13 protein-coding genes are annotated in these 15,827 nt (G+C 62.1%); 4 read left to right on the forward strand and 9 right to left on the reverse strand.

Going from position 1 to position 15,827, the window contains the following annotated elements:
• From ASD02_RS11265 to ASD02_RS11290, 6 genes are all read right to left on the reverse strand, one after another.
• A complete protein-coding gene (locus tag ASD02_RS11265; protein ID WP_057206532.1) occupies nucleotides 1-903 on the reverse strand; it encodes a branched-chain amino acid ABC transporter permease in 903 nt (300 codons plus the stop codon).
• A 291-nt stretch (nucleotides 904-1,194) separates the two neighbouring features.
• Nucleotides 1,195-3,645 (reverse strand): FAD-dependent oxidoreductase, encoded by a 2,451-nt coding sequence (locus tag ASD02_RS11270; protein ID WP_057220854.1) that lies wholly within the window; start codon nucleotides 3,643-3,645, stop codon nucleotides 1,195-1,197.
• Between the two features lie 218 nt (nucleotides 3,646-3,863).
• On the reverse strand, nucleotides 3,864-4,418 hold the full coding sequence (locus ASD02_RS11275; protein WP_025428149.1) for a sarcosine oxidase subunit gamma family protein: 555 nt from the start codon (nucleotides 4,416-4,418) through the stop codon (nucleotides 3,864-3,866).
• A gap of 10 nt (nucleotides 4,419-4,428) precedes the next feature.
• Nucleotides 4,429-7,386 carry a sarcosine oxidase subunit alpha family protein gene (locus ASD02_RS11280; RefSeq protein WP_025428150.1) on the reverse strand — a complete coding sequence of 986 codons (2,958 nt, stop codon included), beginning with the start codon at nucleotides 7,384-7,386 and terminating at the stop codon, nucleotides 4,429-4,431.
• Nucleotides 7,383-7,661, reverse strand: a complete 279-nt coding sequence (locus ASD02_RS11285) for a sarcosine oxidase subunit delta (protein WP_025428151.1) — start codon at nucleotides 7,659-7,661, stop codon at nucleotides 7,383-7,385. Before ASD02_RS11285 ends, ASD02_RS11280 begins: the two co-directional genes overlap by 4 nt.
• Nucleotides 7,662-7,797: 136 nt before the next feature.
• A complete protein-coding gene (locus tag ASD02_RS11290) occupies nucleotides 7,798-9,060 on the reverse strand; it encodes a sarcosine oxidase subunit beta family protein (protein ID WP_057258466.1) in 1,263 nt (420 codons plus the stop codon).
• A gap of 228 nt (nucleotides 9,061-9,288) precedes the next feature.
• Here ASD02_RS11290 and cysQ point away from each other — a divergent pair, with 228 nt between their 5' ends.
• Entirely contained in the window at nucleotides 9,289-10,065 is a 777-nt protein-coding gene (gene cysQ / locus ASD02_RS11295) for a 3'(2'),5'-bisphosphate nucleotidase CysQ (RefSeq protein ID WP_025428153.1), read from the forward strand.
• 163 nt (nucleotides 10,066-10,228) lie between these two features.
• Here the strand turns inward: cysQ and ASD02_RS11300 are convergent, their stop codons facing one another.
• The gene (locus tag ASD02_RS11300; RefSeq protein ID WP_025428154.1) at nucleotides 10,229-10,606 is read right to left on the reverse strand and encodes a response regulator; all 378 of its coding nucleotides are present in this window, start codon (nucleotides 10,604-10,606) and stop codon (nucleotides 10,229-10,231) included.
• 271 nt (nucleotides 10,607-10,877) lie between these two features.
• Here ASD02_RS11300 and ASD02_RS11305 point away from each other — a divergent pair, with 271 nt between their 5' ends.
• Entirely contained in the window at nucleotides 10,878-11,390 is a 513-nt protein-coding gene (locus ASD02_RS11305) for a DNA starvation/stationary phase protection protein (RefSeq protein ID WP_025428155.1), read from the forward strand.
• A 71-nt stretch (nucleotides 11,391-11,461) separates the two neighbouring features.
• Here ASD02_RS11305 and ASD02_RS11310 read toward each other — a convergent pair whose 3' ends face one another.
• Entirely contained in the window at nucleotides 11,462-12,217 is a 756-nt protein-coding gene (locus ASD02_RS11310; RefSeq protein ID WP_057220857.1) for a Crp/Fnr family transcriptional regulator, read from the reverse strand.
• Between the two features lie 212 nt (nucleotides 12,218-12,429).
• Between ASD02_RS11310 and ASD02_RS11315 the strand changes: the two genes are divergently transcribed.
• On the forward strand, nucleotides 12,430-13,287 hold the full coding sequence (locus ASD02_RS11315) for an SDR family NAD(P)-dependent oxidoreductase (protein WP_025428157.1): 858 nt from the start codon (nucleotides 12,430-12,432) through the stop codon (nucleotides 13,285-13,287).
• A 95-nt stretch (nucleotides 13,288-13,382) separates the two neighbouring features.
• Nucleotides 13,383-14,939, forward strand: coding sequence for a VOC family protein (locus ASD02_RS11320; protein WP_057220858.1), 1,557 nt, complete (start codon nucleotides 13,383-13,385; stop codon nucleotides 14,937-14,939).
• 248 nt (nucleotides 14,940-15,187) lie between these two features.
• Here ASD02_RS11320 and ASD02_RS11325 read toward each other — a convergent pair whose 3' ends face one another.
• Entirely contained in the window at nucleotides 15,188-15,751 is a 564-nt protein-coding gene (locus ASD02_RS11325; RefSeq protein WP_025428159.1) for an NADPH-dependent FMN reductase, read from the reverse strand.
• Nucleotides 15,752-15,827: the final 76 nt, after the last annotated feature.

Consider the following 15,827-nt stretch of genomic DNA (forward strand, 5'->3'; position numbering starts at 1 on the left):
TTATACCTTCTCGACTTCCGGTCGTCCGAGTATGCCAGACGGCTTGAAGATCAGGACGATTGCGAGAATGGAGAACGTCGCAACATCCTTGTAGTCGATGGTGAAATAAGCGGACCAGAGGGACTCGATGAGGCCGATCAGCAACCCGCCGAGAACAGCGCCCGGCAAGGAGCCGATGCCGCCAAGAACAGCTGCAGTAAAGGCCTTGACCCCCGGAACAAATCCGTCGGTGAAGACGACCACACCATAATACATCAAGTACATGGTGCCGGCGACAGCAGCGAGCGCTGCGCCCATGATGAAGGTCACCGAGATGGTACGGTCGACGTCAACACCCAGGAGGGCCGCCATCTTGCGGTCCTGTTCCGTTGCGCGCTGAGCGCGCCCGAGCGGCGTCTTGTTGACGATGTACCAGAACACGGACAACAGGATCGCCGTGATGATGATGATGATGATCTGCTTCAGCGAGATCGTGATGCCCAACACCTCGTAAACCGAGGAAACGAGCGGCGGGATCGGCTTGTTGCGCGGTCCCTGCGTCACCTGGATGAAGTTCGACAGGGCGATCGACATGCCGATTGCCGTGATTAGCGGAGCCAGGCGGAACGAACCGCGTAGCGGCCGGTAAGCCACCCGCTCGATGGTCCAGTTCCAGAGCGCCGCCGTCAGCATGCCGACGATCATCATCAGCAACAGGGCAAGTACAACCGGTATGCCAGCCATGAATGTTGTGAGAAGCAGAAAGACAATCAAAGCGGCAAAACCGCCGAGCATGAAGATATCGCCGTGGGCGAAGTTGATCATGCCAATGATGCCGTAGACCATGGTATAACCAATTGCGATCATACCATAAATAGACCCAAGAGTCAGCCCATTGACGAGCTGCTGGACGAAATACTCCATCAATCTTCCCCTGGACCAGATCCATAAGGTCCGGTCTCTTGTTTTTTGAGCTCATTGTTGAGCGTTCTGTTGATCGATTCCATACCTCTTTCAAACGAAAAGAAAAGCTAAAAAACGTGGGAGCGGCAAAATCTTCGCCTATAAAATCGATTTGACGCTTTTGAAGTCATAAAAAACAAAAAAAATGCACGTCTCGCCTGGGGAATAGTCAACTTTAGTCTAAAACCGCGTGCAATCCGGCCTGTGGATGAATCGGCAAGCAACAAGACCAGCTCGCCGATTTGCCTCCCGTCAACCACGCATGCGCTCACCGTTTGCGTCGAACAATGGGTAGGGTTGCAACCGCGCCGGCAGGATCTCGCCGAGCAGTTCGATCGCCCAGCCTGCCTCTTCATCAGCGATCTCCTTGGGCACGTAACCAAGCGCCACCGACACCCCGCTGGCGTGGGCATAGCCGCCGGATGTCACCCAACCGCGCACCGCGCCGTCGAAATAGATCGGTTCGTCGCCGATGACATCGGCATCGCGCGTCTCGAGCAGGAAGGTGCGCAGACGAAGCTGTCCGCCTTCTGCCTTCTCGCGCATTGCCGCCGCCTTTCCGATGAAACCCGCCGGTTTACCGAGCGCCACAAACCTGCCAAGGCCGGCCTCCAGCGGACCGTAGAGCGGCCGAAACTCGCGCGACCAGCTGCCGAACGATTTTTCGACCCTGAGGGCATTGAGGGCGCGAAGGCCAAACAGCCGGATGCCGAAGGCCGCACCCTTTTCCAGGATCAGATCGAACAGGTAGCGCTGGTATTCCGGCTTCATCCAGATCTCGTAGCCGACGTCACCGGTATAGCTGACCCGACCGACGATCGCCGGCGCCATACCGAGATTCATCCGGCGAATATCCATGAACGCAAAGGCCTTATCACCGACGTCGAGATGGGTCAGCGCCGCCAGCACGTCCCGCGCCTTCGGCCCGGCGATCGACAGCCCGACAAGCTCCAGCTTCAACGGACGGATCGAGACCGAGCCATTCTCTGGCAGGTGCGCCTCGAACCAGCGCATATGATAATCCTCGGCGATGCCGGAGCCGATGAGGAGGAAATCCTGTTCACCGAGCTTGGCGAGCGTGAAGTCGCCGATCAGCTTGCCATCGTCTTTCAGCATCGGCGCCAGCGACATCCACCCCACAGCCGGGATACGGCAGGCGAGCATCCCATCGAGCCAGGCTTCCGCCCCCGCCCCCTTGATCTCGTATTTGGCAAAGCCGGAGGTTTCCATCAGCCCGACAGCGGCGCGCACCGCGCGGGCTTCGTCGCCGACCGTGTCGAAATCGGTCGAGCGGCGCCAGGAGAAGTGATCCTCGACACCGGCAGGTGCAAACCACAGCGGCGTTTCCAGGCCATAGGAAGCACCGAACACGGCACCGGCCGCCTTCAACCGGTCATAGATCGGCGTCGTGAGCAGCGGCCGTGCGGCCGGCAGCTCCTCGTTCGGATAACGGATGGAAAAACGGCGCGAATAGTTCTCGCGCACCTTGGCGTTGGTATAGGCAAGCGTGGCGAAATCGCCATAACGCGCCACGTCCATGGCAAAGACGTCGAAGCCGGGATCGCCGTCTATCATCCAGTTGGCAAGCGCCAGGCCGACGCCGCCGCCCTGGCTGAAGCCGGCCATGACGGCACAAGCCGACCAGAAATTGCGCAGCCCCCGCACCGGCCCGACCAGCGGGTTTCCATCCGGCGAAAAGGTGAAGGGCCCGTTGATGACCTTCTTGATGCCGGCTCTGTTGAAGGCCGGGAAATGCCGGAAGCCGACCTCGAGTTCCGGCGAGATGCGGTCGATGTCCTCGGCCAGCAGCTCATGGCCGAAATCCCAGGGTGTCGTCACCGGCGACCAGGGGCGGCAGGCTTTCTCATAGGTGCCCATCAACATGCCATTGCGCTCTTGGCGCAAGTAAATCTCGCCATCGAAATCGACACAGTGCATCAGCTCCTTGCCGCGCGTCTGGTTGAACTCGATGACCTCGGGCATATCTTCGGTGATGAGATACATATGCTCCATCGCCAGAACGGGCAGCTCCAGCCCGACCATGCGGCCGACCTCGCGCGCCCAGAGGCCCGCGGCGTTGACCACATGCTCTGCAATGATTTCGCCCTGATTGGTGATGACGCGCCAGGATCCGTCCTCGCGCTGCACGAGATCCTCGACCTTTGTGTGCAGATAGATCTCGGCCCCATTCTTCTTGGCCGACTTGGCATAGGCATGGGTCGTTCCATAGGGATCGAGATGGCCCTCGACCGGGTCGAACACCGCGACAACGAACTGATCTGGATCCAGCAGCGGCATCAGGTCGTGCGCTTCCTTGGGCGTCAGCAGCTCGGCCTCGAGCCCCATGTAGCGGCCCTTGGCGAGGATCGACTTCATCCAGTCCAAACGCTCCTTGGTCGCGGCCAGCATCATGCCCGACGTCATGTGCAGGCCGATGTCCTGGCCGGAATATTCCTCGATCTCCTTGTAGAGTTCGACGGTGTATTTCTGCAGCTTGGCGACGTTGGGGTCGCCGTTGATCGTGTGCATGCCACCGGCGGCATGCCAGGTCGAACCGGAGGTCAGCTCCGATCGCTCCAGCAGCACCACGTCGGTCCAGCCGAACTTCGTGAGATGGTAGAGGATCGAGCAACCGACAACGCCGCCACCGATCACGACGACCTGGCATGGCTTTTCATGCGCACACTCCGCTTCCCCGCGCATCCGGGCGAAGCGCGGCTCAGTTTTCAGGAAGAAAGGGTCAGGCACGACTACCGCCCACCCGGTCTGTTCAGGCACGGGAACAGCGTGCGGCGAGCAGGGCAAAGCCTAGTCAGAAAGATGGCCGCGTTAAAGACGTGGCTGCGAAGAACGCTTGTCCGTTTCCGCCATCTGCTGGCGGGTTGGCGACCCAAATGCGGCATTCGATGCCGCATTTGATTTTAGTCGGAAAAAGCGGCCGAAAGGTCGAACGCGCGGCCCATCGCCATCAGGTCGTCGAAGAGCGATTCGGCAAAGCTGCGCGAAACGATCAACTCGAATGCGTTCTCGCCGGTGCGCGCCAGGTTGATGCCGATATGGCCGCAAAGCACATTGGTGCTGCCACCCAGTGCGAAGGCCGCAGGGTGGAGATCGACGCCGATGCCCTTGGCCAGGATCTGCCGCACGGACGGCCCGGAGAGGCGCAACAGAACGCGGCCGTCGCTCTGGTCGACGACATGCGCCTGCGTGCCACACAGCATATCGAGACGGCGCATGAGCCCGACTGGCGTATCGACCTGCGACACCACCAGCCACTCGCCGGGTCCGCAATAACGCAACGACAGGTCGGGTGTCGACGAAAGCGCCCGTTGTACCGCCGCTTCAAGTCCGACATGGGCGAGCACAGTCGCGATTGCCTGCCAATGGCCGACCTCGAGGTGATCCGCATTCGCGGGCTTCGGGGTGCCGCGCAGCTTCTGGTCGAGCGCATGGCGGTTGTTGTAGTCGCGAACCATCACCGCCTCCTCAGGCTTTCAGCTTCTTGTTTTCGGGATCGACGAACGCCGGGTCGCAGACCTCGGCGATGACCTCGTGATCGCGCAGCTTGTCCCAGACGACGATCTTTTCGCCGTAGCGCTCGCGCCCGGACTTGAGGAAGGCAAGCGCGATGTGCTGCCCCAAAACCGGCGAATAGCCGGCGGAGCTGACCCAGCCCTGATCGTTGAGCGTCGACGGCTTCATGCCTTCTTTCAGAAGATGAGCGCCGGCACGCATGTCCTTGTCCTTGTCCACCGGCCTCAGCCCGACAAGCTGCATACGGTCTGCCGCCGTCAGGCCGTAGCGTGCGGACAGATGTTTGCCGATAAAATCGGGTTTCTGCGCCGAAAACATGCGCCCAAGCCCGGCATCGTCGGGTGTCACGCGGCCGTCGAATTCCGCATGAGTCAGAAGCCCCTTTTCAAGCCGCAGCACGTTCAATGCCTCGACACCGTAGGCGCAGATATCATGCGCTCGCCCGGCCTCCATGATCTGCTCGGCAACCGCTTCACCGTAACCGGCGGGAACGGCAAGTTCGAAGGCCAATTCGCCGGAAAATGAGATGCGGAACAGCCGGGCGTGGATGCCGCCGCGAAGCGCCGTTGCGCGTGCCGACAGGAACGGGAAAGCCGTTTCCGAGATATCCTCGTCGACCAGTTGCTGCAGCACATCGCGCGCCTTCGGGCCGGCAATCGCCATCTGCGCCCACTGATCGCTTGACGAGCAGAACCTGACCTTGAGATCGGGCCACAGCACCTGCGCGCAATAATCGATGTGGGACATGACCGCGCCGGCCATGGCAGTGGTCGTCGTCACGAAGAAGTGGTCCTCCGCCAGCCGGCTCACGGTGCCGTCGTCGAAGACGAAGCCGTCCTCGCGCAGCATCAATCCGTAACGGGCCTTGCCGACCGGCAGCTTCAGCATGGCGTTGCAATAGAGCCGGTTGAGAAACTCCGCCGCGTCAGCTCCGAAAACCTCGATCTTGCCGAGCGTCGACACATCGCAGAGCCCGACATTGGCGCGAACATTGAGGACCTCGCGGTCGACGCTTTCGCGCCAGGTCTTTTCGCCGGCGCGCGGGAACCAGGCCGAGCGGAACCAGAGGCCGGAATCGACGAAGGTCGCGCCGTGCTTCTTCGCCCATTCGTGTAGCGGCGACTTGCGGGTCGGCGTCGCGTGGCTGTCGCGGGATGTCCCCGCCAGCGCACCGAAGGAGACCGGCGTGTAGAACGGCCGGAACGTGGTCGTGCCGACCTCGGCCGGACTCACCCCACGCATGCCGGCGAGAATGCCGACCGCATTGATATTGGAAAGCTTGCCCTGGTCGGTCGCCATGCCGCTGGTGGTATAGCGTTTGGCGTGCTCCACATGGCCGAAACCCTCGCGCAGCGCGAGACCGAGATCCTTCGCGTGCACATCGTTCTGGAAATCCACGAAGGCCTTCGACTTGGCGCCGGGCACATACCATACAGCAGCAAACGAAGGTTCAACCTCGGGCTCAGTCACCGGCAGCAGTGCTGCGGCCGCGTTGAAGCCAAGCTCTGAGGCAATCGCAGTCGCCTTCTCGGCACCGTCGCGCAGGCAGCCGGCAAGCGTGTAGACACCATTGGCCGCTCCAGCGACCCGAAGGGCATTGCCGACATCGGGTGCTGCGAATGCCTTAAGGGTATCCGACCACACCGGCCGAGCGCCGCGCTGGCAGGCGAGATGAATGACCGGGCTCCAACCACCGGACATGCCAAGCGCATCGCAGGCGATCAGTTCCTCAAAGCCCGAGCGCTCGACGACGATGCCCGACAGCCGCCTCCTGCCCCTGGTGTCGACGATCGAGCCGGAGCGGATCACCCGCACGCCATCGGGTGCGACATCGTTGGTCTCCGGTCGGCTGTCGATGATAGTCGAAACCGCAACGCCCTTCGCCGACAGGTCGCGAGCCGTGCGATAGCCGCTGCTGCCGCTGGTGAAGATTGCAACCGACTTGCCGGCAGAAACGCCATAACGCTTAGCGTAGGTCGAAACGGCGCCGGCCATCATCACGCCGGGGCGATCATTGCCGCCAAACACCAGCGGCCGCTCTTCAGCGCCGGTCGCCAGCAGAGCGCGCTTGGCGGCAATGCGCCACACGCGTTCGGTCGGCAGCTTGGTCGATGGCTCGGCCACATGTTTCTGCACGCGCTCGACCGCACCGAAGACATTGTCGTCATACCAGCCGAAGACCGTGGTGCGCGGCAGAAGCGTGACGTTTTCGAGTGACTTCAGTTCAGCGACGGCACGATCTGCAAACGCGGGCGCCGACGCACCGTCAACCGTTTCGGTTTCCGACAGCAGCGATCCGCCGAGGCGAAAATCCTCATCCGCCAGGATAACGCGAAGCCCGGCGCGACCGGCCGTCAAGGCGGCCATCAGACCCGCCGGTCCGCCGCCGACGACGAGCAAATCGCAGAAGGCCCAGGATTTTTCATAGCTCTCGGGGTCGCGTTCCAGCACCGCCCGCCCGAGACCGGCGGCCCGCCGGATCACCGGCTCATAAAGCTTTTCCCAGAGCTGGCGGGGCCACATGAAGGTCTTGTAGTAGAAGCCGGCGCCGAGAAACGGCGAAAGCAGGCCGTTGACCGCGCAGACATCGAACCCGAGCGATGGCCAGCGGTTCTGGCTCTTCGCCGTCAAGCCGGCATAGAGCTCGGCGACCGTCGCCTTGGTATTCGGATCGCTGCGGGCGCCCGAACCAAGGGTCACGAGCGCGTTCGGCTCCGACGGCCCGGCACTGACGATGCCGCGCGGCCGGTGGTACTTGAAGCTGCGGCCGACCAGCATCTGGTCGTTGGCAAGCAAGGCAGAGGCAAGCGTATCGCCGGCAAAGCCGCGCAGCGGGTTGCCGTCGAAGGTGAAGCTCAGCACTTTGCTGCGATCGACAAGACCGCCGGCGGACAGGCGATAAGCGGTCATCGCTGCGCCTCACGCGCCGCGGCCGCACCGTCGACAGCCGAATAGACCTCATGGGTGACCGTGTCGCGTTCGACAACCAGGAACCGGCGACAGCCGGCAACATGATGCCAATGTTCTACCGTTCGGCCGCGTGGGTTGGCGCGCACATAGACATAGTCATGCCAGGCTTCATCCGAGGCTGAAGGCGCCGGCCGAATGACCGACGCATCGCCACGGATTGCGAACTCTTCCTTCGGGCGGACCCCGCAATGGGGACAGGTGATCAGGCTTGCCATTGTCTTCCGTATCCTGGAGCCTCAACACAGCTCCCTCAATATTCCTGGTCAGCCGGATGGTCGTCATCCGGCTCGCGCCGATCTAGAGCGCCGTGCGTTCAGATGAACGCACAAAGGACGCTCTAGCACTTTGATTCTAGAGCATCTTATCCGCTTTCAGTGATTCCACTTGAAAGCGGGCCTCGTCGACCGCATAGCCCCGCGCGAAACGATCGAGCCGCAGGGCGCGCGCCACCGGGTGGGTGTCGTTCCTGGCGATGAGATGCGCGAAACAGTAGCCCGAGGCCGGCGTCGCCTTGAAGCCGCCGTAGCACCAACCGCAATTGAGGTAGAGGTTGTCGATCGAGGTGCGGTCGATGATCGGCGATCCATCCATGCTCATGTCCATGACACCGCCCCAGGCGCGCAGCACCCGGACGCGCGACAGGCCGGGGATCATCGACACCCCCTCCTCCATCACATGTTCGGCCGTCGCTAGATTACCGCGCTGGGCATAGGAGGAGTAACCGTCGATCTCGGCGCCGAAGACCAGTCCGCCCTTGTCCGACTGCGAGATATAGAAGTGTCCGCCGCCATAGACGATCACGTGATCGATGCACGGCTTCAGCCCCTCGGTCACGAAGGCCTGCAGCACGTGGCTTTCGAGCGGCAGCTTCAGGTCGGCCATCTCACCGACGCGCGAGGAGTTGCCGGCCGCTGCCAGCGCCAGCTTGCCGCAACCGATGAAGCCCTTTGACGTTTCCACCCCGGTGACGACGCCATTCTCGCGGCGAATGCCGGTCACCTCGCAATGCTCGATGATGTCGACGCCGTGCTGGTCCGCCCCGCGCGCATAACCCCAGGCGACGGCGTCATGGCGGGCGGTGCCCGCGCGCCGCTGCAGGAGGCCCCCGAGGATCGGGTAGCGCGCATGATCATAATTGAGGAAGGGGATCATCTTCTTCAGTTGTTCGCGCTCGATCAACTCGGCCGCAACCCCTTCCATCCACATCGCGTTGCCGCGCCTGACATAGGCGTCGCGCTGGGCGTCGCTGTGGTAAAGCATGATGACGCCGCGCTGGGAGAGCATGACGTTGTAGTTCAGGTCCTGCTCAAGCCCTTCCCAGAGCTTCATCGAGAATTCGTAGAAGGGTTCGTTGCCGGGCAGCATGTAATTGGAGCGCACGATCGTGGTGTTGCGGCCGACATTGCCCGATCCGAGATAGCCCTTTTCGAGCACCGCGACGTTCTTCACGCCGAATTCCTTGGCGAGATAGTAGGCGGTCGCAAGACCATGGCCGCCGCCACCGACAATGATTACGTCATAATGGGATTTCGGCTGAGGCTGTCGCCATTGCGGTTTCCAGTTCAGGTTTCCGGAAAGGGCGTTCCTGACGATCGAGTATGCGGAATAACGCATGAAGTCATCCAGTTCAGTTGCGTCGGCACATTTGCACAGCCGGCGCGAGGAGCAAAGATGCAAGCTTCTCGCAGCTGCAAAAATCAAGCCGGCCATTTGCCGCAAGGCACGAAAACTCGCGTAACCGGCGCCTGCGACACGACATTTCGTAGGAACCGTCTAAAACTATGGGCAACTTCTGTCGTTGAGTGTGGTATGGCCCGACAAAGGCCCGAAAGACGACAGGCAATGCTCGACATTCTGCAAAAATCCGCGATCGCCGCCGGGCGCGCCATCCTCGACATCTACAACGCCGGCCCGGCAGTGACCTACAAGCCCGACTGTTCGCCCGTGACGGACGCCGACGCGTGTGCGGAGCGCATCATCCTGGCCGATCTTGCCGCCGCCTTTCCTGACATTCCCGTCGTGGCTGAGGAATCGGTCGCGGCCGGCTCCATCCCCGACATCTCAGGCAAGTCATTCTTTCTCGTCGACCCGCTCGACGGCACCAAGGAATTCATCGGCCGCCACAACGACTTCACCGTCAACATCGCGTTGATCGAAAACGGCGCGCCAGTTGCCGGCGTCGTCTACGCTCCGGCACTCGGCATCCTCTACGCCGCCGCCGGCGGCAAGGCACTGAAAGCAGTGGTCTCCGAAGCCTTTCACGTCGGACCTGAAACCGTGATCGGCTGTCGCAGTCGCGGCGATCGGCTGGTGGCGCTTGCGAGCCGCTCGCACAACAGTGCCGAGACCGTTGCCTATCTCGCCGAACATGGGATCACCGACTACGAGGCCGTCGGCTCCTCGCTCAAGTTCTGCCTGCTGGCCGACGGCCTTGCCGACGTCTACCCGCGCTTCAGCCGTACGATGGAGTGGGACACGGCCGCCGGCGATGCCATCCTGCGCGCGGCCGGCGGCGAGACGCTGACGATGGAAGGCACGCCGCTCACCTATGGCAAACGCAATCAGACGAGCGACAGCGATTTTGCCAATCCCTGGTTCGTCTCCCGCGGCAAGACCTGAGGCCGGAATCGGCCAGAACGAGCGTCATTACGATATGGACGTGAGACCGGTAACGCCTCGCCGCCACGCGATGTCATTTCACCATCGCCACCGCCGCTCTCAGCCGGTGGCTTGATGCAGAACCCGGCGAGATTAAGAGACCGAGGCTACGGCTCTAGCCGCCTCACCGCCTGGTGGCCGTGGCGATCAGGTTGCCGATCGAACTCTCGTTGAATGGCTTGTCGATCCTTGGGATACCCCGCAGATGCGCCGGGAAGATCTCCGCGTCGCCGTAGCCGCTGGTAAAGCCGAAACACAAGCCGCGGGCGAGGATCGCATCCGCTACCGCAAAGCTGGTCTCATCCTCGAGATTGACGTCGAGGATGATGAAATCGAACGACTGGGCGGCAATCAGCTTCATCGCCTGATCGGCGTTGGCGGCGATCTGGACATCGCTGATACCCATCGATTTCAGGATTTCTTCGGCATCCATCGCGATGATGAAATTGTCTTCCAGAACGAGCACTGTTCTGATCGACGGTGGAATCTCGATCGTTGGCATTCGGTCCACCTTTCGCGAGAACCATGCGCCGGCCGCAGAAGCGGTCGCCGCATTCAACCTTGATCTATAGACCCCGCGAACCCACCCGGCATTTAAAAAAGACATGTCGGGCACCCCCAGCGATTTTGTCGCATCTCTACCCGCGCCAGCGAAGGAACAAGGCGCGCTGGGGGGCGTTCAATAGGAAGCGGCGCATCGCCGGCTGAAAGCTGCATTCGCGGCCGCGTCTCGATACTCAGGATGAATTTCCGAAACGGATTGGAGAAAGATCATGGCACAGGCAGCCTCCGTGCTGAAACCGAAGGTCAAGGACGAGGAATTCGACATCGGGCTGAAGAAGGCCTATCGCCAGCAGATGGCGGCCGCGCTCTCCGACATTCTCGCCGACACGTACAAGCTTGTCATCAAGAGCCACATCTATCACTGGAATGTCGTCGGTCCGCTGTTCAAGCCGCTGCATGAACTGACCGAGGAACACTACAACACACTGTTCAAGGCCACCGACATCATCGCCGAGCGCATCCGCGCGCTGGGGCACCTGGCGCCGGCAAAGCTTGGCGAGGCCAATCAGTTTGCGCCGACCAGCGCCTCGGTGAACCACACGACCGCCGCCGAGATGGTCGCCGACCTCATTGCCGACCACGAGGCTGCGGCCCGACGCATGCGCGACGCCGGCACCAAGGCCGACGACAACGGCGACCTGGTGACGACGGACATGCTGACCGACCGGCTCAATTTCCATGAGAAGGCGCTGTGGATGTTGAGAGCGATCGTCGCCGCCTGACGACCGATGAACGGTGTCACCGAGCCCCGCCGTCCGGCGGGGCTTCTTGCATATCAGTCCAGACCGAAGCGTCAGATCAGCGGCCGCTTGGCCTCGCTGAAACCTTCCCAGCCGGCGATCGTCAGCAGGCCGTCGATATCGCGAACGTTGCAGCCCTTGTCCGCCCAGCGGATCATGCCACGCTCGGCCAGCTTCTTCAGTGTCTTGTTGGTATGGACGATCGAGAGGCCGAGCGTATCGGCCACGTGCTGCTGCGTAATCGGGATCGCCACGCGGCTGCCGTTGAAGAGGTCCAACGCCTTGGCACGCTGATAGAGAAAGGCGATGAGATAGGCGGCACGTTCCAGCGCCGACCGGCGGCCGATGCTCAAGAGGTTCTCGTCGAGGATGCGCTCTTCGCGCGCGGCGATCCAGGTCAGGTCATAGGCGAGATCAGGATAGCTGCTATAGAGCCGATTGAGCTTGCCGCGTTCGAAGACGCAGAGCGTGACAGGCGAGAGGGCCTCGATCGAATGCTGCATCTCCCCCATGAGGCTGCCCTGTAGTCCAACGAGATCGCCGGGCATGATGTAGTTGAGGATCTGCCGGCGCCCGTCGTCGAGCATCTTGTAGCGAAATCCCCAACCGCTCAGCACGGTAAAGAGATGGGCGCTGTGTGCGCCTTCCACCAGGATCGTCGCCCCGCCGTCGACTGCGAGTTCCCCTGTCTTGAACTGTGAGACGAAGGCCAGCTCGTCCGCGGTGAATGCCCGGAAATGATCGAGCTTGCGCAAGGGACAGCTTTCGCATGGGATGCGTTTGTCGTTGCGGGTTGCCGTTCCTGCCATCAATCCATCCGATACCTGTTGCGGCAGGCCACTCTGGCTACCGATGGTTCTTATCGGAACTAGTGTGCCCGGTCGGGGTGACAAGGTTTGGCGTGCTGAAAACGGATAGATTTCAGGCGCTTCAACGCTAGGCGCAACGGACCACAGTGATGGACAGGCGCCTCCTTGCGCCCTATCTCTTGCGTTCGATCCTGACCGCTGGAGCTTCCGCCATGTCTCACCCCGCCTTTGCCCCCGATCACCTTGCCGTCGTCACCGGCGCCGCTTCCGGCATCGGCCTTGCCAGCGCCCGCCGTTTCGCGCGGCTCGGCATGCGTGTCGTACTCGCCGATCTCGACGGCGAGCGCCTGACGCGAGCTGCAGCCGAGGTCGCAGAGTTGTCGTCGCAGGGCACGGACTATGTTGCAGCCATCCCGGCGGACGTTTCTCGCCTTGAAGAGATCGAAGCGCTGGAGCGCGACGCCCGCGCGCGCTTCGGGCCAGTCCATGTGCTGATGAACAATGCCGGCATTCAGCCCGGCAGCGCGATATTCGGCCCGCAGGCAAACTGGGAGGCGGTACTCGCCGTCAATCTCTGGGGCGTCATCAACGGTTCACGCGTCTTCGCCTCGCACATGACCGCCCATGGCCAGCCGGGCGTCATCATCAACACCGGCTCGAAGCAGGGCATCACCACGCCTCCCGGCGACCCCGCCTACAATGTTTCAAAAGCCGGCGTGAAGGCGTTCACCGAGGCGCTGGAACATGAATTGCGCAACATCGCCGGCGGCCAGGTCCACGCCCATCTGCTCATCCCCGGCTTCGTCTACACGTCGCTGACCGCAAGTGGCCGCACGGAAAAACCGGAAGGCGCCTGGACGCCGGATCAGACAGTAGACTTCATGATGGAAAGCCTTGAGCGCGGCGACTTCTACATCCTCTGCCCGGACAACGACGTGATCCGGTCGACTGACGAGAAACGTATTCTGTGGGCAGCCGGCGACATCGTCGAGAACCGGCCGCCGCTGTCGCGCTGGCACCCGGATTATGCCGACGCCTTCAAGGCCTTCCTCGCCAAGGAGCGGAGCTGACTTTTCCGCCCACGTGAACACAGCGTTCTCCGCCGCGGTTCTGGCGCCAGCGATCCGCATGTGGTTTGTGAGCGCATCATATCGGGAGACGAAAAATGACGAGCGGCATCCACCACATCACGCTGATTGCTCGCAAGGTGCAAGCGAACGTCGATTTCTACGTCGGCTTCCTCGGCCTGCGCCTGGTAAAGCGAACCGGCGGCTACGAGGATGCCACCCAGCTCCATCTCTTCTACGGCGACGCTGAGGGCTCCCCCGGCTCGCTTGTGACCTTCCTGATGTGGGAGGACGGCGCACCCGGCCGCGTTGGCCACGGCCAGCCAAGCGAGATCGCCTTTGCCATCGCGCCGGAAAGCATCGGCTTCTGGCTGACGCGGGCGCTCCAGTACAACATCAAGATTTCCGGTCCTGCCCAGGAATTCGGCGAACCGGTGCTGCGGCTCAAGGATCCCGACGGCGTCATCGTCAAGCTCGTGGGAACCAATGCGCTTTCGGCAGCGGCACCATGGAGCACGCGCGACATTCCCCAGGCAGACGCGATCCGGCGCCTGCGCGGAGCGACGATCCTGACGGAGCAGCCGGCCGACTCCGCCCGTTTTCTCGCGGAGCACTTCGGCTATAGCGAAACCGGCGCCACCGACACGATCCGCCGCTTCACCTCGCAATCGGGCGACATCATCGACGTGCGCGACGCCACCGGTTTCTGGACATCGGCACCCGGCACCGGCACGATCGACCATATCGCCTTTCGCGCCCCGGACAAGGAAACCGTTCTGATGGTCCGCGACGACCTCAAACGTGACGATGCCGGCGTCATCAACGCCCACGACCGCAAATACTTCTATTCGCTTTATGTCCGCGAACCCGGCGGCTCGCTCTACGAGTTTGCAACCGACAAGCCCGGCTTCACCGTCGACGAGCCGAAGGAGACGCTCGGCACGGAGCTGTTCATCCCCGCCCATTTTGCCGACCGCACTGCGGAAACGCTGGTCAGCTTGCCGCAGTTCGCGCTGCCGGGGGAGCCGCGCCTGGCGGAGCGGGACCTGCCCTTCGTTCATCGCTTCTATCATCCGGAGACGCCCGACGACCGCACCTTTGTGCTCCTGCACGGCAGCGGCGGCAACGAGACGCAGCTTCTGCACCTCGCCCATCAGGTGGATCACGACGCCACGCTGCTCGGCGTTCGCGGTCGCTCCACCGAAGAAGGCTCGCCGCGCTGGTTCCGGCGCTATTCCTCGACCACCTTCGACCAGAGGGATGCGCGCTCGGAGGCCGACGCCTTTGCGGCCTTTCTTGAAGGCGCGCGCGATGGCTACGGTATCGATCTCTCAAAGGCCGTTTTCATCGGCTATTCCAACGGCGCCAACCTGCTGGGCGCGCTGATGACCTTGCATCCAGGCCTGATCCGGCAGGTGGTGTTGATGCGCTCGATGGTGGTTCTCGACGATATGCCGACGCCCGATCTCGCCGGCACGAACATCCTGCTTTTGACGGGCAAGAGCGACGGCTACGGCCAGTTTGCGCCGCGCCTCAAAACTGAGCTGGAGAAGACCGGCGCCAGGCTCACGGCCATCGATCTCGACATGGGGCATGAAATCGGCGCTCCCGATATCGCTGCCATCCAGCAATGGCTGACAGAAAACAGCGTCTGAGGGCTCGCGGACGAAGGAAGAGTTCGCGTTGGCAGCGTAGCAGGCGCACCCTCCATTCTCTCCGTCATGCTCGGGCTTGACCCGAGCATCAGGCTTGACCCGAGCATCCACGGCCTCAAGGCTTTGAGCCACGTTGCACCGACGGTGCGCGCGCAGATGGATCCTCGGGTCAAGCCAGAGGATGACAAAATTCGGTCTTTCGCCACCTCGTGGGAGGCTAGACAAGTGTCCCCTCAGGACTGAAGCCCTTAATTCCCACTCTTTGCCGCAGCAAAGTCTGCGAAAGCCTTGACGAAGGCGCGCAGACGGTCGCTCGCGTCCGTGTCCGTCAGCAGCCCGTCCTGATCGAACAGGCTTTCCGCGCGCGGCAGCATCAGCCGCTTGCCCGACCACAGCTCGGCGCCGAGCGTACGCATGACCGGCAGCCAGGCGTTTTGGCTGAGGATCGTGCCGAAATTGCCCGGCGACGCACCTGCGAGCGCAAAATGTCGCCCACGAAACACCTTGGCGATATCGGCCGATGGCCGGCTCAACCAATCGATCGCGTTCTTGAAAACCCCCGGCATCGAATTGTTGTATTCGGGTGTGAACAGGATCACGCCGTCGGCTGCCATGATCTTCTGTTTCAGCGCGGTAACGGCCTCGGGGATGCCGTCCCTGGCCTCGACATCGCCGTCATAGAGCGGAATGCCATGCAGCGTCGCGGTTCCGAATTCGACACCATCGGGCGAGGCTGACGCGGCAGCCTTCATCAGGCCTGTGTTGAACGACGCCTTCCTGAGGCTTCCTGAAATGCCGAGGATTTTCACCATGATCTGACCCTTTGCTGCTTGTTGCCGCCATCATGGGTCGATGCGACGGGAAAGCCAATGGGATCAGGGGGATGTA

It is taken from the genome of Ensifer sp. Root1252, from assembly GCF_001425885.1.
Classification (GTDB): Bacteria; Pseudomonadota; Alphaproteobacteria; order Rhizobiales; family Rhizobiaceae; genus Ensifer; species Ensifer canadensis.